At 58.2% G+C, this 20,245-nt stretch carries 21 protein-coding genes and 1 tRNA gene; 14 read left to right on the top strand and 8 right to left on the bottom strand.

All coding sequences use genetic code 11. The features are described from left to right. Positions 1 to 299: 299 nt before the first annotated feature. Positions 300 to 2,252 carry a DUF7827 domain-containing protein gene (locus tag ACN2TU_RS04060; RefSeq protein WP_435153186.1) on the top strand — a complete coding sequence of 651 codons (1,953 nt, stop codon included), beginning with the start codon at positions 300 to 302 and terminating at the stop codon, positions 2,250 to 2,252. Positions 2,253 to 2,425: 173 nt separating this feature from the next. On the opposite strand, the gene dph5 is transcribed toward ACN2TU_RS04060, so the two are convergent. Then, on the bottom strand, positions 2,426 to 3,232 hold the full coding sequence (dph5, locus tag ACN2TU_RS04055) for a diphthine synthase (protein ID WP_435153184.1): 807 nt from the start codon (positions 3,230 to 3,232) through the stop codon (positions 2,426 to 2,428). A gap of 77 nt (positions 3,233 to 3,309) precedes the next feature. Next, positions 3,310 to 4,047, bottom strand: coding sequence for a hypothetical protein (locus tag ACN2TU_RS04050; RefSeq protein ID WP_435153183.1), 738 nt, complete (start codon positions 4,045 to 4,047; stop codon positions 3,310 to 3,312). Positions 4,048 to 4,417: 370 nt separating this feature from the next. On the opposite strand from ACN2TU_RS04050, the gene ACN2TU_RS04045 reads away from it, so the two are divergent. From ACN2TU_RS04045 to ACN2TU_RS04035, 3 genes are all read left to right on the top strand, one after another. Next, positions 4,418 to 5,398, top strand: coding sequence for a class I SAM-dependent methyltransferase (locus ACN2TU_RS04045; RefSeq protein WP_435153181.1), 981 nt, complete (start codon positions 4,418 to 4,420; stop codon positions 5,396 to 5,398). Positions 5,399 to 5,546: 148 nt separating this feature from the next. Beyond that, positions 5,547 to 5,621: transfer RNA gene (locus ACN2TU_RS04040), tRNA-Thr, on the top strand. A gap of 145 nt (positions 5,622 to 5,766) precedes the next feature. Next, a complete protein-coding gene (locus ACN2TU_RS04035; RefSeq protein ID WP_435153179.1) occupies positions 5,767 to 6,012 on the top strand; it encodes a hypothetical protein in 246 nt (81 codons plus the stop codon). A 39-nt stretch (positions 6,013 to 6,051) separates the two neighbouring features. Here ACN2TU_RS04035 and ACN2TU_RS04030 read toward each other — a convergent pair whose 3' ends face one another. Further along, positions 6,052 to 7,191 (bottom strand): GNAT family N-acetyltransferase, encoded by a 1,140-nt coding sequence (locus ACN2TU_RS04030; RefSeq protein WP_435153177.1) that lies wholly within the window; start codon positions 7,189 to 7,191, stop codon positions 6,052 to 6,054. Between the two features lie 201 nt (positions 7,192 to 7,392). On the opposite strand from ACN2TU_RS04030, the gene ACN2TU_RS04025 reads away from it, so the two are divergent. From ACN2TU_RS04025 to ACN2TU_RS04015, 3 genes are all read left to right on the top strand, one after another. Then, on the top strand, positions 7,393 to 8,937 hold the full coding sequence (locus ACN2TU_RS04025; protein ID WP_435153175.1) for a class I adenylate-forming enzyme family protein: 1,545 nt from the start codon (positions 7,393 to 7,395) through the stop codon (positions 8,935 to 8,937). Positions 8,938 to 9,043: 106 nt separating this feature from the next. Beyond that, positions 9,044 to 9,757 carry a DUF2270 domain-containing protein gene (locus ACN2TU_RS04020; protein WP_435153173.1) on the top strand — a complete coding sequence of 238 codons (714 nt, stop codon included), beginning with the start codon at positions 9,044 to 9,046 and terminating at the stop codon, positions 9,755 to 9,757. Between the two features lie 256 nt (positions 9,758 to 10,013). After that, positions 10,014 to 10,397: a hypothetical protein gene (locus ACN2TU_RS04015; RefSeq protein ID WP_435153171.1), complete on the top strand. Its 384-nt coding sequence runs from the start codon at positions 10,014 to 10,016 to the stop codon at positions 10,395 to 10,397. 19 nt (positions 10,398 to 10,416) lie between these two features. On the opposite strand, the gene coxB is transcribed toward ACN2TU_RS04015, so the two are convergent. Beyond that, positions 10,417 to 11,205, bottom strand: coding sequence for a cytochrome c oxidase subunit II (coxB, locus tag ACN2TU_RS04010; protein ID WP_435153169.1), 789 nt, complete (start codon positions 11,203 to 11,205; stop codon positions 10,417 to 10,419). A gap of 142 nt (positions 11,206 to 11,347) precedes the next feature. Here coxB and ACN2TU_RS04005 point away from each other — a divergent pair, with 142 nt between their 5' ends. Both ACN2TU_RS04005 and ACN2TU_RS04000 read left to right on the top strand, forming a co-directional pair. Further along, positions 11,348 to 13,612 (top strand): DUF6789 family protein, encoded by a 2,265-nt coding sequence (locus ACN2TU_RS04005; protein WP_435153168.1) that lies wholly within the window; start codon positions 11,348 to 11,350, stop codon positions 13,610 to 13,612. Beyond that, the gene (locus ACN2TU_RS04000; RefSeq protein WP_435153166.1) at positions 13,609 to 14,166 is read left to right on the top strand and encodes a hypothetical protein; all 558 of its coding nucleotides are present in this window, start codon (positions 13,609 to 13,611) and stop codon (positions 14,164 to 14,166) included. The genes ACN2TU_RS04005 and ACN2TU_RS04000 overlap by 4 nt, the downstream gene beginning before the upstream one ends. A gap of 3 nt (positions 14,167 to 14,169) precedes the next feature. Here ACN2TU_RS04000 and ACN2TU_RS03995 read toward each other — a convergent pair whose 3' ends face one another. Then, positions 14,170 to 15,009, bottom strand: coding sequence for a cytochrome c oxidase subunit 3 (locus tag ACN2TU_RS03995; RefSeq protein ID WP_435153165.1), 840 nt, complete (start codon positions 15,007 to 15,009; stop codon positions 14,170 to 14,172). A gap of 67 nt (positions 15,010 to 15,076) precedes the next feature. Then, complete coding sequence (locus ACN2TU_RS03990; protein WP_435153163.1) at positions 15,077 to 15,856, bottom strand: GHMP family kinase ATP-binding protein; 780 nt, start codon at positions 15,854 to 15,856, stop codon at positions 15,077 to 15,079. Between the two features lie 179 nt (positions 15,857 to 16,035). On the opposite strand from ACN2TU_RS03990, the gene ACN2TU_RS03985 reads away from it, so the two are divergent. Next, on the top strand, positions 16,036 to 16,230 hold the full coding sequence (locus tag ACN2TU_RS03985; protein ID WP_435153161.1) for a DUF7501 family protein: 195 nt from the start codon (positions 16,036 to 16,038) through the stop codon (positions 16,228 to 16,230). Positions 16,231 to 16,258: 28 nt separating this feature from the next. Here the strand turns inward: ACN2TU_RS03985 and ACN2TU_RS03980 are convergent, their stop codons facing one another. Together ACN2TU_RS03980 and ACN2TU_RS03975 are read right to left on the bottom strand one after the other, a co-directional pair. Next, a complete protein-coding gene (locus ACN2TU_RS03980) occupies positions 16,259 to 16,897 on the bottom strand; it encodes a hypothetical protein (RefSeq protein ID WP_435153160.1) in 639 nt (212 codons plus the stop codon). A 66-nt stretch (positions 16,898 to 16,963) separates the two neighbouring features. Then, entirely contained in the window at positions 16,964 to 17,305 is a 342-nt protein-coding gene (locus tag ACN2TU_RS03975; protein ID WP_435153159.1) for a DUF7344 domain-containing protein, read from the bottom strand. A gap of 99 nt (positions 17,306 to 17,404) precedes the next feature. On the opposite strand from ACN2TU_RS03975, the gene ACN2TU_RS03970 reads away from it, so the two are divergent. From ACN2TU_RS03970 to ACN2TU_RS03955, 4 genes are all read left to right on the top strand, one after another. After that, entirely contained in the window at positions 17,405 to 18,247 is an 843-nt protein-coding gene (locus ACN2TU_RS03970; protein ID WP_435153157.1) for an ArsR/SmtB family transcription factor, read from the top strand. A gap of 56 nt (positions 18,248 to 18,303) precedes the next feature. After that, a complete protein-coding gene (locus ACN2TU_RS03965; protein ID WP_435153155.1) occupies positions 18,304 to 18,588 on the top strand; it encodes a hypothetical protein in 285 nt (94 codons plus the stop codon). A gap of 298 nt (positions 18,589 to 18,886) precedes the next feature. After that, complete coding sequence (locus ACN2TU_RS03960) at positions 18,887 to 19,201, top strand: spore germination protein GerW family protein (protein WP_435153153.1); 315 nt, start codon at positions 18,887 to 18,889, stop codon at positions 19,199 to 19,201. Positions 19,202 to 19,297: 96 nt separating this feature from the next. Beyond that, positions 19,298 to 20,245 carry a phytoene/squalene synthase family protein gene (locus ACN2TU_RS03955; protein WP_435153152.1) on the top strand — a complete coding sequence of 316 codons (948 nt, stop codon included), beginning with the start codon at positions 19,298 to 19,300 and terminating at the stop codon, positions 20,243 to 20,245.

The raw sequence follows: 20,245 nt of genomic DNA, 5'->3' as shown, positions 1-20,245 counted from the left end.
TCCCCCTTTTCTCCGAGCGACCGATAGCAGCACAACCTAATTATAGTCTGTTTTCTTACCTATTTATTGAATCTCCCTGAAATGCTCTATTGCCTGAATACGCGCGCGAGAGTCCGCAACGACGGATTCACAGACCACAAAGAATTTATAATGATAGCATTACTTTCTTCCTGTTCCCCCTTCCCATGGTGACAGATGAAGTACCACATTCATCCCAAAATCGGTTTGGGTTGGACAAAACACGAAAGTGGTCGTGGGAAAGAAAATATCGCCGACCAAGAAACAACTAACGAGAAAGCATGACAGGAAATATCACAAAGGTTCGCAGCTTGCTCCTGACGGCGCTGATGGTTATCTCGGGGGTCGCCGGCGCAACCGCGTTCGCAGGTTCGGCTGCCACAGCCGATGTGGAAGTCGGTGTCGACTCGCCGATCTTCCAGGGCCAGGACGCGAAAGCGACTGGCTTCGCTAACGATTCGGATGTAACGCTCGAGAAGAAAGTAGACGGCAATTGGATCTACCAGGATCAGTACACCGCTGACGAGAACAGTACTATTGTTGACACTTCCGATCTCGAAGGGCAGTTTCAGCTTGACGACGGAAGCAGTACTGCGTCCTTCCAGGTCGTCGAACAGACGCTCGACATGAGCACTGACGCGACCGAAGTGAAGAATGCAGGTTCGGACTCCAAAATCATGTTCACGCTCGAAAACTCGAACCGAAACAACTTCGACGTCCACGCGACGTCCGAAGAAGCATTCGGTGAGGACGTCGGTACCTTCAGCGACGACGGTGACGAGGCAACTCTCGACTTCACTGACGTCGACGCAGGTACGTACAACGTTACTCTCTCCGTGAGCGACTCGGACGCAAGCGAAACCTTCGAAGTCACCGTCACGGACGCAGGCGACATCAGCGCGGACTTCGAGGAGTCCTCCTACAGTGTCCCACGCGGCGACATCGTCCCAATTACGGTCGACCTCGACAACACCGACTCCGCGACCGTTCAGGTCGGTAGCAACGAGTCGAACTTCAACATTTCCGCCGACGTGACGGACGGTTCCGGTGACGCTGACGACGGCAAAGTCACGTTCTACCTGAACACGTACAAAACGACCGACAACGATGCTGACAACGTTATCTACGCAGGCGCCGAAAGCGGCGACAGTGTCGACGCTACGTGGGTCACTGACAGCCTCGACGAGCCTGTTGCAGTCACCTCGGGCGACAACATCTACCAGCTCCGAGTCGACGCTGACGCCGACGGCACGCCGGAGAACGCCGCCGCGCTGAACGTCAACGGACGGAACACCGGTAGCGCCCAGACGTGGATCGCGCCTGCCAACCTCGACGCCGATAACCCAACGGATCTCATGGATGCAGTCACCCAGCGTAGCAGCGTCGCACACGGTGACTACGTTGTGGTTCAAATCAAGGACACGACGGGGATCTACGGTGCTGTCAGCGATGCTAGCGACCTGTCGAGCGTCAACGGTCTCTCGATGACGGTCACCGAGAACGACCCTGAGCCAAACACGAAGGCTGACTCGTTCGACACCACCAACTCGGGAGTTAAAATGATTGACGATGGTGCCAACGAGTCGCTCTACCTCCTCGTCGAAACCGATGCAGTCAATGGTATCGACAAGGACGACCTCATGGGCGAATGGACGGCAGAGTTCACTGTCGATTCGGATTACGCAGTCACGCCGGACGACGACCAGTCCGTCTCGACTACGTTCTCCGTCGAAGAACCGACCATCGAAGTGAACGACGGTAACGACGTCTCGGCCGCACCCTCCGACAACCAGTCCGTCTCGGGTACGACCAACTTCGCACCAGGCACCTCGGTAAGAATGCAGGTTAGCTCCGGTGTCTTCTTCAAGAACCTCAACGACCTGACGGTTGGCGAAGACGGTTCCTTCGAAGGCATGATGGACTTCAGCGAATACGAGAACGATACCGAATTCACGGTCAAAGCAATCGCCAACGGTCAATCGTCCTCCGTCGAGGGTGTCCTGAACCAGAACGCTCAGGAAGACCCAGAAACCACGACGACGACCACGATGACAACCACGACGACGACTACGTCCGAAGCAACGTCGTCCACGACGTCCACGTCCGACGAGCCAACCGACACCACGACGACCACGACGACCTCGAACAACGACGGTCAGCCTGGCTTCGGTGTCGCAATCTCCGTTGTCGCACTCCTCGCCGCTGCGCTCCTCGCGCTCCGCCGAGAGAACTAAATCAGATACGCGTCTGATTCCAACTGAATAATTCCTTCTTTCGCGCACTCGACCGGTGAGCGACAGCGCTATCCAAATCGAGTAGCGACGCTATGCAACGCGACTGACGACGCTATTCAATGCGAGTGACGATTCAACGAGGATACTGAAATCGCTGCGTGTCGAAAAAACGGCTATTCGACGCTGAGAAGCTCACTCGGAGCGCCCGCGAGAGATTCGAGGGCGTCCGCTTCGATATGATGTAGGTCGCCCGGAACCACGAGAAGGTGGAGCGGGTCGCCGAAATCGCGCGTTGCGAGTTCCGACAGTCGGTTGGCCTCGACCAACGGGTCGGGACTTCCTGCACGCGCGACGACGACGGCGAGCACGTCCTCGTATCCCTCGGCGAGCATTTCCGCAGCAACGTCGGCGGTCATGTACTCGTCCTCCGCATCGGCGTCCCCTTTTCCCGACGGGTTCCACCCGACCTTGATGTCCAGATAGATGAGCGTGTGGAGACCACGGTCGCGGTTTTCGTCCAGTACGTTAGTGACGCTGGCCGGAAGTCCGTCCGCGCCGTGGGCGTAGTCGAACGGCAGCGTCGTGGCTTTACCGAACCGATAGTTTTGGAGGCCGGTAAGACCGCTCGCCGCCGACTCGGCCGTCGGTGCGTGAATGACGCGGGTGTCGATACCGCGCTCCTCGGCGCGTAGTCGGAGGTCAACGTGCGTGGTGGAAATCATGGTATCGCCAGCGGTGAGGAAAACGGCGTGGCCGGATTCTGCGGCGGCGAGGATCTCCGCCGGATCCTGTTCGACGCCGGCACGGTCTCTGACTTCGATGTCTTTCCCGTGGAACGCTTCGAGGTCGGCAACGTCCGCGCCGATGAGTTTGCTGGTGTAGAACTCGGCGAACAGGTCGTCCGCGTCGGCGATTGCGTCGCGGCCTTCGACGGTAATAGAACGCTTGTCGTACAGGCCGAGACCGATGAAGGTGAGCATATCGACACTCCGCATTCCCCGGGGTTAAGGGGCGCGGAACGCCACGGTCAAAAAAAGACTCGTCAGTCGCGGTTCGTTCAGTACTGCTGGCCGGGGAACTGCCCGGATTGTTGCGTGCCGAACTGTTGACCCATTCCACCGACCTGCGAGCCCATCTGCCTGCCACTCTGCTGACCCATCAGTCCCTCGCTCCGTTGCCCCATTTGACCGCTCCCGTGGCCCATCTGTTCACCGGTTTGCTGGTCGCCAACGGACTGGAGCGCGGTGAGGCCCTTGTTGATGGAGTCGAGCGATTGTTGGACTTTTTCGATGGTGTCTTTCACCTCAGGCTCGTTCATATGCTGCTGTAACTGCTGCAAACCCTCTTGGATAACCTGCTGTGAGCACTGCCCAACGACGTGACTGAGTGGTGACTGGCGGATGATGAGTTTCTTCTGAAGCTCCGAAATCTCCTGAATGTCATCACAAATGGTCGCCACGCGGGGAAGGCCACGCTGCGTCGCCTTCATCTTCGCCCACTCGGCCGTCGTCGAGACTTTTTCTAAATCCTCGACGGCGAGACGAACTTCACTCGGAACCGATTCCTGGTACCGGTTGCGAATCTGCTGACCGATCTGTCCGGGCTGTTGCTGGAACTGCTGTGTTTGTGGCTGCTGTGTTTGCTGTCCCTGCGGCTGCTGGAACTGCTGTCCTCCTTGCGGCTGTGGCATCTGCTGTTGTGTTTCCTGACCGGACGGTCGGTATCGCTGTGGCTGTGATTGTGACTGCTGGCTTGTTCCGTACTGTTCTGGCCGTTGCTGGAGTTGTTGTGCCATGATTTTCCTCCGGCTCGACGAGAGCCAAGCGGCGCTACAGCGAGACCGGGAATAAAGTGGGGCCACCGTTTGGAATCGTTCATTTTCAGAATTCGATAACTGCGCCGTTGGTTCTCGTGATGAAACCGAACCGCACCCGGTTTTCGACTCGCGCGCTATTGGACGGCGAATCGAGAGTTACGTGTGAGGCACGGACGTTTCACCGTAGATGGAAGCGTCGTCGTTCAATTACCGTGTCAATAGTGAACACCCGGGAGGAGGGGCAAGCAGCTGTTTTCGATTCACAAGTGTTCGTTGGTGTGAATGAATTCGCTCGACGCTCGCGGCTGGAAGCGTCAGCGTTAACGCCCGCTTCCGGCAAGAAGGAAGTATGAAAGCGCCCTGCGTGCGCGTCGAGCGGGAACGAGGCGAGACGACGCGCCGCGAACTTGCGGAGTCCGATCTGATCGCGGACGACCTTGAAATCGTCGTCGAAGACGACTGGCTCTACGTTCCGATCACCGACCCCGATGCCGTTCCGGATGGGTTCAAAGTCGTCGAACACGACGTACCGACCCGTGAGACGCCGGACATGCCGGCCGATATCCTCGGATTCGAACCGACGTACGAGCGACTCGGTGATATCGTTCTCATCGACGAAGACGACGCCGAGCGCGCGCGAGACATCGCCGACGCAATCGTGGCGTCTGCATTTCCAGTCAAAACCGTACTCAACCGTGCATCGAAAATCAAGGGTAAAACCCGCGTGCGAGACTGGGACGTGCTCGCAGGAGATGTCACCGAAACGGTTCACCGAGAATACGGCTGTGAGTTCGCGCTCGACGTGGCCCGAGTGTACTTCTCGCCTCGCCTCGCCACCGAGCGCCACCGTGTCGCCAAACAAGTCGAACCCGACGAACGGGCCTTCGACATGTTTGCAGGTGTCGGCCCGTTCGTCATCCCGTTCGCGAAGCGTGATGCACGGGTCGTCGGGACGGATCTCAATGACGTTGCAGTCGAGTATCTTCGAGAAAATGCACGCCTGAACGGGGTCGAAGACCGAGTGACGGCGATTGCCGGAGACGTGAGAGAAACCACGTCGGAGTACGAGGATTGGGCTGACCGACTCGTGATGAACCTCCCGCACAGCGCGGACAAATTCCTCGATACCGCAGTCGCCCTCACGGGAGACGACTGTGTCATCCACTACTACGACATCCAACACGAAGACGATCCGTTCGGGCCGGGTGAAACGGCGATTCGCGCCGCGGCGGAACCGGAGTACGACGTATCGGTCGAGACGCGCCGAGACGTGCGCTCGTACGCGCCACACGAACTGAACGTCTGTTTGGACGTGCGATTAACGCGGTAGTTCGTGATGGATTAACCCGGAAGTCCGCAGGCATTTCGCAACCCTTATGCACTACGTGGTGTCTACAAATGAATGTAGTTAGAAGCCCTGTGCCGGCGTCCGACAGAGTGTCGCGGAGTCGGGCTCGGGACGCGAACGCAGTACGCGTGCCGGTGTAGCTCAGACTGGCTAGAGCGATTCCTTCGTAAGGAATAGGCCGAGGGTTCAAATCCCTCCACCGGCTTTTTGTCACGACTACTTCGAGAGTGACGATTTTGTTTTCGAAGTTTCAAACGGGAACGGACGGTCAGCGATTATTGAAACTTCTCGATGAAGCGGTACAACCGGTCTAAATACTTCCGTGCCCTACTACACTGTAGGTGATTTCGATGGAGGGACCGCTAGTTGGGAAACGACGCAGTCGGTTAGCCAAGGAGATAGAAGAACTCCAACGTGAGATCGAACAGCATCGAGAAGAATTATCCACGCTCGAACTGCTACAGAGAGAATCCAGAACGAGAGTCGTCCGTTTCGACGCACACGAAGGAATCTGTGTGAGTTGTGGCGACGGCATCATCCTGCGCACCGCAGACCGCCTCTCCTGCACGTCGTGTGAGTATCAACGATATCTCTAAACAGTGACAAAGATGCGGTAACAGTATCGTGGGTAACGGCTATCCGATTTCCAACTCACAGAATGACAGGTTCCAGCGTTCTTCCTCGGCCAACGGTTGTCCGTTCACGACCCACCGTTCGTCGGAGGTCTTTTTCGTTCCCGGCTTGACCAGTGGTCGCGCCGAGAACCAGTATGCGGAGGTAAGTTTCGAAAGTGGAAGTCGGTCGGTTCCGAAAAAGCCGTGTCGGGCCAATACCGACCGCGGAATCGTCGTTCCGGCGGCGACAATGACATCCGCATTCCGATTGTCGGCCACGATTCGACCCAGCAGTGCGGAAAACGCCTTCGTCCGCGACCGTCCCCCAGTCACCGGGAGTGCGTCCGAGAGATGAACGATGTTCGCGTCCGCGTTTAGCTGTTTCCCGACGACGATTGCGACCGGTCCATCTTTCCCCCGGAAGACGTAGGTCGTGTAGTCATATCGCGGGTTGGCGAAGCGCCACGCGAAAAACACCTCGTCGCGCACCGCATGGACGCGTGAGGTTCGGTGACAGGCAGCTATTTCTTCGAGAAGCGTCGCTGGAACGCCGGTATAGCAATCGGTTTCATCGTCGGGTGCGGCGGGTGCCATCCAGTCTCGGGAGGCGAGATACCCGCGAGCACCGGGCGCTGCGACCTTTCCGAGGACGGAGTCGGTCAGCGCTCGCGGATTCTGGACGCGATGAAACTCAGTGAACTCCGACATGATGCCGTCTCGGAGCGACAGCGTTTCGGCCATCTTTTCGAGGCCAGATTTCACGGCTTCGTTGGGAAAGCCGACGACGATCGATGGCTCACGCGGCCCGTAGTAGTCGTACACTTCCTTCGCCATTCGAGTGAACAGTCCTTGTCGGCGGTGGTCGGGATGTACCATCGGGTCGACCTGCACAAGTGCGAGTTCCCGCGCTCCGCCGACACATAGCGGAATCGGCAGACTCGGACGCGCACCGACGACCTGTCCGTCCTGTTCCGCGACGCAGATGGGAACGCGTGACCGATACGGATTGTCCGCGAACTTCCAATCGAACCAATCGCCGCGTCCTCGGCGGTTGTCGAAAACCGTCTCGTACAGCGCCAACACTCCCGCTCTGTCTCTGGGTTCGTACTGCCGAATCCGGTACGAATCAGCCGTGGATGCCCCGTACGTTCTGTCGGCCATCACGGGAGGGACGGCGACAAAACTCCTAAATAGCGGTGTTCGTTCGACCGATAAGCCGTGTCGGCGTGTCGCCGCAATAATCGACAAAAGTCGGTACGTCGGGCTTATTCGAACCGAAGCAACCCGCTAATCGGATAGTTCGACTCTGTGGAGAGTGAACGGTTTGCCGTATTTTTGGTTTCGACCGGCGGCACGGTTCACATGGAGCCCGACTCGTTTTCAGTCGCCGCCCGTTCGGGAAACGTCGCGCGACTGTACGACGAAACCGCGGAGACTCATCCGGAAAAACTCGCCCTCGAAATGAACGGGGAGCGATACACGTACGCCGAACTCCGCGACCGCTCCGCGCGCTTTGCTGGCGGCTTGCATGCCCGGGGACTGCAACCCGACGAACGAATCGCCCTGTTTCTACCAAACTGTCCGGAGTTCGTCGTTGCCGCACTCGGGGCGCTCAAAGCGGGAACGCCGTTCATCCCGATGAATCCGCAGTACCGCACACGGGAAGCTGTGTATCGATTAGCGGACGGCGACGCCGCGGCTATCGTGACTGACGAATCGCTCCGGGACACAGTCGAAGCCGCGGTGAACGAATTGGAACACGACCCACTGGTCATTAGCCGCGATGATGGATGGAATCACTCGTTCGAGGAAATCGACGACGACCCGATTCTCGTCGAGCGGTTGGACGATGATATCGCCATGCAACCGTACACGAGCGGAACGACGGGGAAACCGAAGGGTGTCCTGCTCACGCATCGAAACCTTCGGGCGCAGTCGTTCATGGGATTCGAACGGACGACCCTCGACGCCGAAGACGAACGGTTTCTGTCAGTGCTACCGCTTTCACACATCGCCGGATTCGTCAACCGGACGTGGCAACCGCTCATTCGTGGCGCGAGCGTGTATCTCCGCGACCCCGAATCGTGGAACCCGGAAGATGCCATGGCAACTATCGAGTCGAAACGAATCACGAAATTCGGTGCGGTCGCCGCGATGTACGTCGATATCATCGAACACGACAGCTTTGGCGAGTACGACCTGTCGAGTTTGCAGGAGTCGATGGAGGGCGGGACGACCATGCCGACCGCCGTACAGGAGACGTTCGAAGCAGTTGCGGGGCTGGAACTGTTCGAAGCCTACGGGCTGACCGAAACCGGCGGCGGAACGCATGCCGGAATCAACGCAACGTTCGGGCCGCGCTCCGGAACCATCGGACAGCCGTTCCGCGCGACCGATTGCAAGCTCGTAGACGAGGATGGTAACGAAGTCAAATCGGGTGAGTCGGGAGAGCTGCTCGTTCGTGGCCCACACGTGATGAAAGGATATCACAACTTGCCGGCAGAAACCGCCGAGGCGTTCACCGAGGACGGCTATTTCCGAACCGGCGACATCGTCCGTCGGGACGACGACAATTACTACGAAGTGCTCGGCCGAAAATCGGACGTAATCCTCACTGCGGGGTACAACGTCTACCCGCAGGAAGTAGAGGAGACACTCCACCATCATCCGACCGTCGCGGATGCCGCCGTGGTCGGTGAACCGGACGAGCGACGCGGCGAGACGGTCAAAGCGTACGTCGTTCCGAAAGCGGGTGAGACACCCGATGCCGACGAACTTCGGAAACACTGTTTGGAGACGATGGCGGCGTACAAACATCCGAGAGTCATCGAATTCGTCCGGACGCTCCCCCGAACGACGAGCGGAAAGGTACAGCGGTTCGAACTCGGCGCGCAGTCGGATGACTGACCGCCGTCGAATCGGCCCGAAATGCGGCGACCACCGATTTGCTCCGTTCTTCGAGCATCTGTAACCGAAAGACACAGTTAACCGCGCTGACCGACTACCTCGACTGATGGTCGATCAGGGGGAGGAGGGGTTCGACCCGACTGAGCACGAGGCACGGGAGGTTGCCGGGGAAGCGGCGGACGACCGCGAGGAGTTTCTCACGATGATGCCACACTTCTACCGCGGTGCGGTGTCCCAATCCGGCCGATACCTCGACCGACTCGACCTCACCGTCGACTGGGCGATTGCCCTCGTCACTGCCGTGTTGGCGCTCGGTTTCCAAAGTAGCGACTCGCCGCCGTATCTCATTCCAATCGGGATGGTTGCCATTTCGATGTTTTTGCTGTTCGACGTTCGGCGGTATCGGGCCTACGACGCCATCCGTGCTCGCGTCCGCCTCATCGAGGAGAACGTGTACGCAAACGCGTTGAATCCGGTCGGCGTGACGCTCAGTGAGTGGCGCGAAGAGTTGGGTGATGACCTTCGAACGCCGAAGCTCAAGGTGTCCTTCCGTGAGGCGCTTTCGCGCCGACTCAGACGGGTGTACTACCCGCTCTTTTTGCTGTTGGGGGTCGCATGGCTGTTCCGGATAACCATCTTCGTGCCGAACGAAACGTGGCTCGAGACTGCGTCGATTCCGGGCGTTTCCGGCGAGGTCGTCATCGGCATCGTCGGCGCGTATTACGCCCTAATGACGCTTCTTACCTTCTGGCCACAGGAGCGCGAAGCCAAGGGGGAGTTTCACGGCGAAGAACCGGGCGACTGGAAGAAAGACGACTGAGTGGGACGTCAGGCAGTCCATATCACACGTCTGGCTCCCCCTACGTCGTTGAAAACGATTCTAACGACCGATACGAGTAACACAATATTTTTACGCTCACTGCAACCACATCAGAATCGAGAAAAACAATTCTAACGAGTCCCGAACAATTGTTTATGTTTTTAGTGTACGATATAAACTTCCGATAATCCAGCCGAACCGCTCCCAACCATCTACCCGGTTTTTGGCGTTTCCGGCGAATGAAGATAACTGTATCATGCGAATATCATCGCGACGACTCGTAGCAAGCATGCTCGTCAGCATACTGCTTATCAGCGGCGGGTCGACCGTCGCACTTGCGGACGGACAGTCCTCTGGCGATTCGTCAGAAACCGCTTCTGACGCGGTTCACGAAATCGGCAGTCAGGAGATAACCATACAGGATGCGACCATAACCATCTCGGATACTACCGTGAAAGGGCCGGGGCTACCGGACGCCACCATCGAAGAACGGAACTACACCGTAGCGGAGTCCACGACGACTATCGAAGGACTCACGCTATCGATAAATGGAGAGACGTACGAAATATGTCGAATCACCATTTCCGTCGAGGAAGTCGGTCTAACGCTGGAAAACGTCGAACTCTCGAACGGTAGCTAACTCCAGCTTTTCTTTCCGCTCACCCGGTTACGACCCGTGAGCTCGCGGTTCCCTGCAGCGTCGAATTGGGAGGCCCAGCGGTCGCGTTTCCTCGGAGCCACTGCCGATACTCGTCCTTTGGAAGCACCCTGACGGTCGTTCGCATTCGCGCATGGCCTGCGCCACAGAACTCGGCGCAGTAGCCGCGATACGTTCCGGGTTCGTAGACACGCGTGTGAATGACAGTCGTTCGACTGGGGAATACGTCCTGTTTGAGGCCAAGTTCCGGGACGAACATGGAATGGATGACGTCCGCGGATGTCATTCGAACGTATACATCACGATTCGCCGGAACAACGAGTTCGTCCTGTGTCGTGCGGTTCGACTCCGGATACCGAAACTCCCAGCCCCACTGATAGGCGAGGCCGCGCACCGTCATCGCGTTCGACGCTGATGATTCGTTGCTACTGGTTGCACCTATATCGATCGGATCTCCCGGTTGATTCGGCGTGATGTACGGACTCGCGAGAACTGTGTACGCCGCGATACCGACGAACAGGAGGATGATTGCGGTTGCGATGGTCCACGTGATTTCGAGGGCCGGGTCTTCCGCCGTCGGGAGTGGGTCGTCGTTGTCCCGAAACCGGACAACAGCGTAGATGAGAATGACTTCGACGAAGAGCGTCAACGGGAGCGCCACGTAGATGAGTTGGAAGTTTAACTGGTCGATGAGCCGTTTGTTGACCGATTGTGCGGTCGCTGGCGTGACTGCGACGACTCCCACCGCGCCCAAAAGACAGGCAAATATCCACACGCGACGAAGTCGCATTGTACCGGAGTCAACTGACGCTCTGATATAGTTTATCGCTAACTCGGGGAATTTGTCAAATAGAATTTCTTTCTGTTCGGCCTTCGTATTTATCGTGCTGGCTCCCGACGCGAGTACGTACCATGTACGAGGGGTGGGAACCGTGAACCGCGCAGTAGTCGAGCTGACTATCCTCGGGGCGGTTCTCTGTGGCTGTTGGATGGTTTTCCGGCTGTCCCGCCGACGCGCCAGGAGGCCGGATGGGGGCTATCGGTCACGGCGTGAGTTCGATATCGATGTGACGACGCTCAGGAAAACGGTGGCACACTGGACGACGACCACGAACCATCGTGAAATCGGAATACTGTACATCCTCTTCGGGACGTTCGCCGCGCTCTGGGGCGGAACGGATGCGATGATGATGCGAACCGAACTGCTCACGCCGAACGCGGATATCTGGTCGGTGGAAACGTACAACGCCCTCTTTACGGCTCACGGAATCACGATGCTCTTCTTTTTCGTGACGCCGGTGTTTTTCGGCATCGCGAACTACTTCGTTCCGCTCCTCATCGGGGCCGATGATATGGCGTTTCCGCGACTCAACGCCATCGGTTTTTGGCTCCTGCCACCGTCGTTGCTCCTTGCTCGCGGCGGACTGCTCTCACAAGTTATCGGCCAGTTTCTCAACCTCTTCGGGATTCATGGCGATATTTTTCGGTTCTTTTGGACGCTTCGGGAACCGGAACTCGGGTGGACGCTGTACACTCCGCTCTCGATACAGTCGCCGAATCCACAGGTGAACTTCCTCCTCCTCGGGTTACATCTCTCCGGCATCGCGACGACGCTCGGAGCTATCAACTTCATCATCACAATCGTGTACGAACGCGGGAAGGGCGTCGGGTGGGAGAATCTCGACATCTTTGTGTGGAACATACTCACGACGAGCGGCATCATCCTGTTCGCCTTCCCACTGCTCGGGAGCGCACTCATCATGCTGCTGTTGGATCGTAACTTCGGCACGACGTTCTTCACGTCCGGCGGTGGCGACCCGATTCTCTGGCAACATCTGTTTTGGTTTTTCGGCCACCCGGAGGTGTACATCATCTTCCTCCCCGCAGCGGGATTGATGAGCTTTATTCTGCCGAAATTTGCGGGCAGAAAGCTGTTTGGCTTTACCTTCGTCGTCTATTCGACCCTCGGTATTGGCGTCCTTTCGTTCGGCGTCTGGGCACACCACATGTTCGCGACGGGTATCGACCCGCGCCTCCGAGCGAGTTTCATGGCCGTCTCTATCGCCATCGCTATCCCGAGTGCTATCAAAGTCTTCAACTGGATAACGACCATCTGGTCGGGGAATATCAGACTTACCGCACCGATGGTGCTCTGTATCAGTAGCATCGGACTGTTCGTCGTCGGGGGTGTAACAGGGGTGTTCCTCGCGACGATACCTGTCGACATTCTCTATCATGGAACGTACTACGTCGTCGGCCATTTCCACATGATCGTCATGGGAATCATCCCGTTCATGATGATTGCGGCGAGTTACTACTGGTACCCGATTCTCACCGGTCGGTTGTACGACCGCCAACTCGCGCTGTTTCAGTCGATTTTGTTGGTGTTCGGTTCCGTAGTGACGTTCGGGACGCTCATCCTGATGGGATTGCTAACCCTCCCGCGTCGGCACGCTATCTACCCTGCTACGTTCGCTACGCCCCAACGAGTGGCTACTATCGGTGCATTCCTCATCGGCCTCAGCGTTCTTCTGTGGCTGTACAACATGCTCTGGTCGTACTGGAGCGGAACGCCGGTTCGAACCGCCGACGTCTGGGGGTTAAAACGAAGCCAGCAGTTCACCCGGGAGTGGCAGTGGTTCGAGCGACGGTTGCAGGAGCGGTACGGCGTCGAACCGTCGGAACCGGAGATAACGTATCCGTCTTCCACGACAGTTCCCGGCGAAGGAAGCCCGACTATCCTTCGAACCGTCGAACCGCTGTTGACCGCTGTTCCACGAATCGCTCTGGCCGCCGGAACCGGCGGACTCGTGGGAACGACCCTGATGTCCGGCGTCCTGTTCACCGCGACGGTGCTGGGCGTGTTCGACCTCTCGTCGTTCTCCGAACTCGCAGAACTGGTCGGTGCGCGGGGCGTTTCCTTCGGCTACCTCCTCTTTCTCGCCGGGGGCATGACGACGTGGGCGCTCCTGTTCGCCGTGTTCGCGGAGTACCTACCGGGACGGCCGCGAATCATCACCGGACTCGCGTTCGCCACAATCATCTCCGTCGGGTTCGCGCTGGCGTTCTACACTGGACAGACCGGCCTCCAACTCCTTGGCTACGTCGTGTTCGTTCTCATCGCTCACTGGTTCTACGGCTTCGGATTGGCACTCACGTTCGAATACCTCAGTTCGCGTTGGCAGGTCGAAGGATGAGCGGGGACGAACGATACTCGAGTCCGCTGTCGGACGAGAATATGACCGGTTCCGTCGTGTTGACCTACGGTGCGCCGTTTCTCGGCACACTCCTCGTCGCCATCGGAATCACCGCTGGTGTGCTGAGTGGGTACGCCATCGCCCAGTCCGAATTAGGGTTGTGCGGGAATCCAACCATCGTCGTCTACTCGTCCGCAGAAACCGCACAGTACACGATTCCGGAGAGTCCAACGCTCGATAAACTCAGCACCGCGGAACTGACTCAGGGGGAACGGCGAGCGTTCCAGGAAGCCGTTCGGAGTCCAAGAGGAGTCGCAGACGTGCGGGGACGGTTCGTTCACCGTGGTGCGTTTCAGCGCGGCGTCCTCATCACGTCCGGCGGAACCGTTCGGTATGCGACCATCACCTCGGTGAATTCGTGTCTCACCATCGACCCGCTCCTTCTCCCGCTCGGCATCGTCTCCATCTTGCTCGGCATTCTTGGAATTCTCACGCCCCCACTGTACCGAAAGCTCCTCGAACGAGAAGAACGAGCGGGACGGACGTCACGGTGACCTTCACAGAGTCATCTCGGCACCGACGTACAGGACGAGAACGAGGAAGAGCCAAACGATATCGACGAAATGCCAGTAGTACGAAACCGTGGCGACTGACGTGTCTCGATCTGCGTCGTACTGGCCGCGCACACCCCGCCAGAGGACGATACCGAGCAGAATCACGCCGAGCGTGACGTGTAACCCGTGCAGTCCGGTCAGGCCGAAAAACGCGCTTCCGAAGATGCCGGATGCGAGCGTAAACCCTTCGTCCACGACGAACTCGTTGTATTCGAGAACCTGTCCCGCGACGAACGCAACTCCGAGAGCAATCGTTAGGCCGAGCAGAGCCAGAAACCGATTCCGACGCCCGTGTTCGAGCGCTTCGTGCGAGAAATGGAGGGTGAAACTGCTGAGGACGAGGAGTACGGTGTTGACCAGCACAAGCGAACTCACCACGTCGGGGAGGTTCGCCGGTGACCATCCGTCGATGCGGATGAAAAAGTAGTATGTGAATCCCGCGCCGAACGTCGCCAAATCCGTTATCAAGAACAGCCCCATCGTGGCACGATACGCCCGTCGCTGTCGGGTACTCACCTGTTTGCGCCAATATCCCTCGAGATAGGCTTGGTCGAGCCACCCGACCAATCCAGCAACGAACACACCGCCGCCACCGACCGCGATTACGAGACCGGCAATCGGCGGAACGACATCGGTAGCTCTTCCCAGGAGTGCGAGTGCGACGCCCGCGTAGAGCACTCCGGCCCCAACTGCCGAGACGACCGGCCATCGACTACGCTCGTGATGCGCCGACTCGTGTGCATCCGCGGCCGTCTCGTCGGTACCGGTCGCCGAGTCAGTCATGGCACCGATAGAGACAGTCCGTCGAGAGGCAAAAAGACGACGGGCGGACTAAGTGGCCCGACGACGACTACAAGCGATGTGCTCCGTGGTGTGACACGGTCGTCCTGTTCGGAAGGACACCGTCTACGCCCACGGCGAACACCGTTTCGCCGAGCATCGCCATGCTCGCCACGCCACCTTCCGCTTCGACTTCGAGGACGGTTTCCCGAACTCGACCGGTCGGGAGTTCCAGTTCGCGGGCGAACTCCCACGCATCGCGTGTCACTCGTTCGAGCGACGGGTTGTCGGGAAGCGACGTGAGGATTCGCCCTCCGACTGACCGGACGCGACCCATGAGTTCATCGTCGCCGAGGGCTTCGCTCGTGGAAACGCCACCGAACGAAACGTACTCGACGGCGTCGGTCGGTTTCCAGCGCCTTCGCCCCGACCCATCGTCCATTAACAGGCCACCTGCGGACTGAATGAACACGTCACCGAGGCCGGTGCCCGCTTCGACTTCCGCGACGTGCGAGAACCCAACCAGTTCGTCACGCGAGTGGCCGAGTTCGAACACCTCGTTGGCGGCAAGTGCGGTTGCGAGCGTTGCCGCGCCGCTCGCGCCGAATCCACATCCGATGGGGATGTCGGCATCGAGTTCGACGCGTGCCGTGACATCGAGTTCGGCGAGCACGCCCTCAACGGGTTCGAAGTTGGTACTATCACCGCCGAGCACAACCTCCGTTCGGCCGGCGGTCTGCACGTCGGAAACGATACCGTCCTCGATCGCCATACTAACGCCCCTCGATTCGTCGCCCGATTCGGTCGGTGCGAACACCGCCGTGACGCTTCCGGGTGCGAACGCTTTCATGAAACTATCGACGCGGAAACAGGCCTTCAATCCGCCGTCTGCGGTGTTGGTACCATGAATAGACGAACACTAACACGAATGCGAAATTTATGGACGTTTAGTCACAATAGGCCTAAGTAGATATTAGAATGTCCTCTTTGGCCCAAAATATTTTATAATATGTTGTTGTAGTGCTGTCCATGTCGTACCAAACGCAAACAACGGGAACGACTTCCTGGACGAATCCGGAGCGGTGTCCGTTCTGCGACGCCGGACTCGAAGACGGCGGATGGGGATTCATCGCTCACGTTCGAGCGAATCCACAGTGCAGCACCGAATACGATATGTGGCGCGAGCAAATCGCCGGCGACATGGGCGGCGAATGGGGCGGATAAGGGGGCGTCGCCCAAAAAAGAGGCTCAGCTAGACTCCACTCTCGGTGGTCGTCGTCGCACTCTCACTCGTAGTCGTGGTGTTTTCGTTTGTCGTTGTAGTGTTTCCGGGTGTCGTCGTAGTCGTCCCGCTTGTCGTCGTCTGAGTGGTCGTTGTTCGTGTCGTCGTAATCGTCTCGCTGGCGGTCGTCGTTTGCGTCGTCGTGCTCTCATTCGTGGTCGTCGTCCCGGTTCCGCCTTCGGAACCGTCTTCTTGCTCGTCTTCTCCTTCATCCTGGTCTTCCGAATCGTCATCGGTGTCCGAGTCGTCGTTGTTCCTCTCGTCTCCTTTTTCGTCGTCTTGGTTCCGTTCCTGGTCACTGTCTCCCGAATCGGATTCCGTTTCGTCGCCATTCCGGTTGTCTCCGTCGCTACTCCGCTCGTCGTTGTCTTTCGCTTCGCTTTCACCCGAACGCTTGTCGTTCGAGTAACTACCCTCGCCGTCCTGCGTCTCGTCGCCAGTGCTGGTCGAATCGTCCTGCCCCTGGTTCGCACTCGTCGAATCCGAGTCGATGGGGTTCGTGGCTTTTGCGTCGGTCGCTGGTGACCAAAGTCCTCCGGCAGTGACCGCAATGCCCGTTACGAAGAACGCGGTGCCAGTAACGAGAAGCACTTTCTGCATCCGATCCATTACGACCGACAGTTCATCGACTAGATGATTTATTAGTAAACGGGTAAATCCTGCAACGATGACGGATCAGCTTTCTTTGTCGTCGTATTCAAGGGTCACGTCGAGCAGGCTGCTCAACATCTCGGGGAACTGCACGACTTCTAGCCGCTCGTCATCTTCGTGGAGTTGAACGATTTCCGCGGCAGTGAGCTTCGGAATGTCAGTGTGGTGAAGTTCGGTATATATCTGGACATGTGCCTGCGCCGACAACGGTTCGCTTTGAACCGCGTCCATCCATCCCGCAACGTTATCCGCAAGCCGCGTTACCGTGGTTTCGTCGTGTCGCCGAAGATGATATAGCGCATATCGTCGCCGTGGCTCCGCGAGAATCTGTAGCAACGTTTGCAACGAATTCGACTCACCGTCCATGACTCGTCCTATCGGAACAGGCGTTTTCGCTGGGGGGTAATAAAACGCTGGGAAACCCCAGTCGGGCAGAGTTATTATCGCCGACTGAAATGGTAGGATATGGTCGACTTCTTGCCCTCCACCGTCGACTCCGTCGCGGACGAAGAGCGTGACCCGCGCGTCGTCGGCGTCGATAGCGAGGACGCCGACAAACTCGTCTCGGCGCTCTCCTCGGAAACCGGCCGGAACATCCTTTCGACCCTCTACGAGGAACCCGCAACGCCGGCAACCATCGCGGAGCGAGTCGATACATCCCTGCAAAACGTCCAGTACCATCTCGAAAAATTGGAAGAAGGCAACCTCGTCGAGGTCGCGGACACGGCCTACTCCGAAAAGGGCCGTGAGATGAAAGTGTACGCTCCGACGGCTGGGCCGCTCGTCCTGTTCGCCGGAAACGAGTCGGATACGGTTGGACTGAAATCCGCCCTCTCGAATTTACTCGGTGGACTGAGCGTTCTCGGCGTGGCGAGCCTCGTGGTTCAACGACTCTCCACGGGAAGCCTGCTTCCGTTCGGCACGACATCGAACAGTGATGGCGGTGGCGACAAATATTCTAGTGGAAATGGCGCCGGTGATGCCGCATCAGGCACGACTGCGAGCAGCAATTCGGGCAACGGGGCATCGACCACCGTAAGCGGTGATGGAGGGAACGGTGCGACGACGGAAGCCATGACGCGTTCCACCGAAACGACGACCCAAACATCGAGGGAAACCGCAACGACCGCTCTCGACCAGACCACCGACCTGATGCGGGAAAGCACGACGACAGCGGTTCAAACGGTTGCCGAAGGGTCTGCCAACGCTGGTATTCCACCCGGACTGCTCTTTTTCCTCGGTGGTGCTCTAATTCTGACACTTGGGTTCGCGGTCTGGTACGCCCGCGTCGGCCGAAAATCGGTCTGACGGCCGCGAGACAGCATTAAGTCTCATCACATGGTAGCATTTTACGAGGTGGATGCGTGGTCGAGCAGCGAACGATTCATACTATCGGCACGCTGTCAATAGCGTCGGGAGTGGCACTGTTCGCGCTCTCGATACCTGCAATCCTGGTTGGAACTGCCGAAATCGTTTCGCATACCACGACTCCGGGTGAAGCTGTGACGGTTCTCTTGCAGTCAATTCCGGCGGATGGGTTCGTCCTGGGGGAAACACGGACGACGCTCACGCTCGGCGTTCTCGGATTGGGCGTTAGCTGTTGGTTGGTCGGTATCGGACTGCTGTTGCAGGGACGAACCGAGCGCTAACTAGTTCGGATGCTCAGTACGGAGATGACGTGTGGCGCGGTGTGCTGGCTGGCGGAGTATGGATGACGTTCCAATGTATTGTCACGGCGACACCGCGTCGCGTCACGTTTCGACTACGGTAGTGGACGATCAAAAGCGTCGCTAATTGTCCTATATAAATATCCGTAGATAAACAGAAATCCGCCACAGTGGTCACTGCGACGCATATCCATCGGTCGCCGTTGCCGATTCGGTTCGACGGGAAAACCCATTCCCACGCCCCGAAAAATCTTGTCGCTGCTTGGCGTATTCGCGGGACATGGGCTCCTTCGAACGAATCGAATCGTTAACGGAGCGACTCCGCCGGAGTGCGACCGTCGAAACGGTGTACGGTGACCCGATTTCGGTCGGCGACAGAACCATCGTCCCGGTCGCGAGCATTGGGTACGGATTCGGTAGCGGGGGAGGTGAAGACGGCTTCGGGATGGGTGGTGGCGTCGGTGCGACCCCCGTCGGTGTGGTCGAAATAACACCTGACGAAACGCGATTCATTCGGTTCGAAGAGTCGCGTCGCGTCGGATTAGCGCTCGTCGTTGGTTTCATTTTGGGCGTACTCCTGAACGGACAAAAGTAGCACCTCGACCGACTGTCTGCACAAACGATTTATCAGGTAGGACATCGTATTCAGGTGCCACGAAGTCGCCGAACCTCGAAACCGGAGACTCACTGAATGGTCACAGAACGCCAAATTACTGCTAGCAAATCGATACATCGACGAACCGGGCGGACGTTCTACGTCGCGACTCGTCTCCTGCCGGAACGAGTGCGCCACCCGACCTACGTGTTGTACGCCTTCTTCCGAACCGCGGACGAAATCGTGGACGACGCGGCAGGTGTCCCACCCGACGAACAGTACGCCGAGTTGGAACGACTCCGAAACCAAGCACTCGGTCGTGAACCGACTGACGACGGCGTACTCGCCGCCTTTCACGAGGTCGCCAATCGACACGGCATCCCGGATGCCGAAATCGAGATGTTCATCGACGCCATGCAGATGGACATCGAAACGGCGCGATACGAAACGTACGACGAGCTGGAGACGTACATGCGCGGTTCGGCCGCCGCCGTCGGTCAGATGATGCTCGCGATTATGGACGCCGATGACCCCGAGCGCGCCAGTCCGCACGCGATAGCACTCGGGGAGGCGTTCCAGTTGACCAACTTCCTTCGCGACGTGCGCGAGGACATCGTGGAACGAAACCGCATCTATCTGCCACAGACGACGCTCTCACGCCATGAAGTGTCCGACAAAGCGATCGAAAATCTCGACCATTCCGAGGCGTTTTCCGCGGTGATTCGCGACGAACTTCGCCGCGCGGAATCGCTGTACTGGAAGGGAGTAAACGGTATCCAATATCTTCCCAAGGATTGTCAGTTCGCCGTCCTGTTGGCGTCGGTGCTCTACGCGGAGCATCACCGACTTATTCGAGGATGTGAGTACGACGTTCTGTCCGCGACGCCGCAATTGAGCCTCGCTCGGAGACTGTGGGTACTCATCAGAACACGCTGGCACTGGCGACTGACCAGCGACCCGGAATCGGTTTTCAGAGCGGTGAGCAGTATCCCCGAGGAAAACGGCCACCGAACCGGAACGGGGTCGCCGTCGCCGGTTCGCTGA

Source organism: Haladaptatus marinus (genome assembly GCF_051194195.1).
This window is presented reverse-complemented; position numbering and strand designations above follow the sequence as displayed.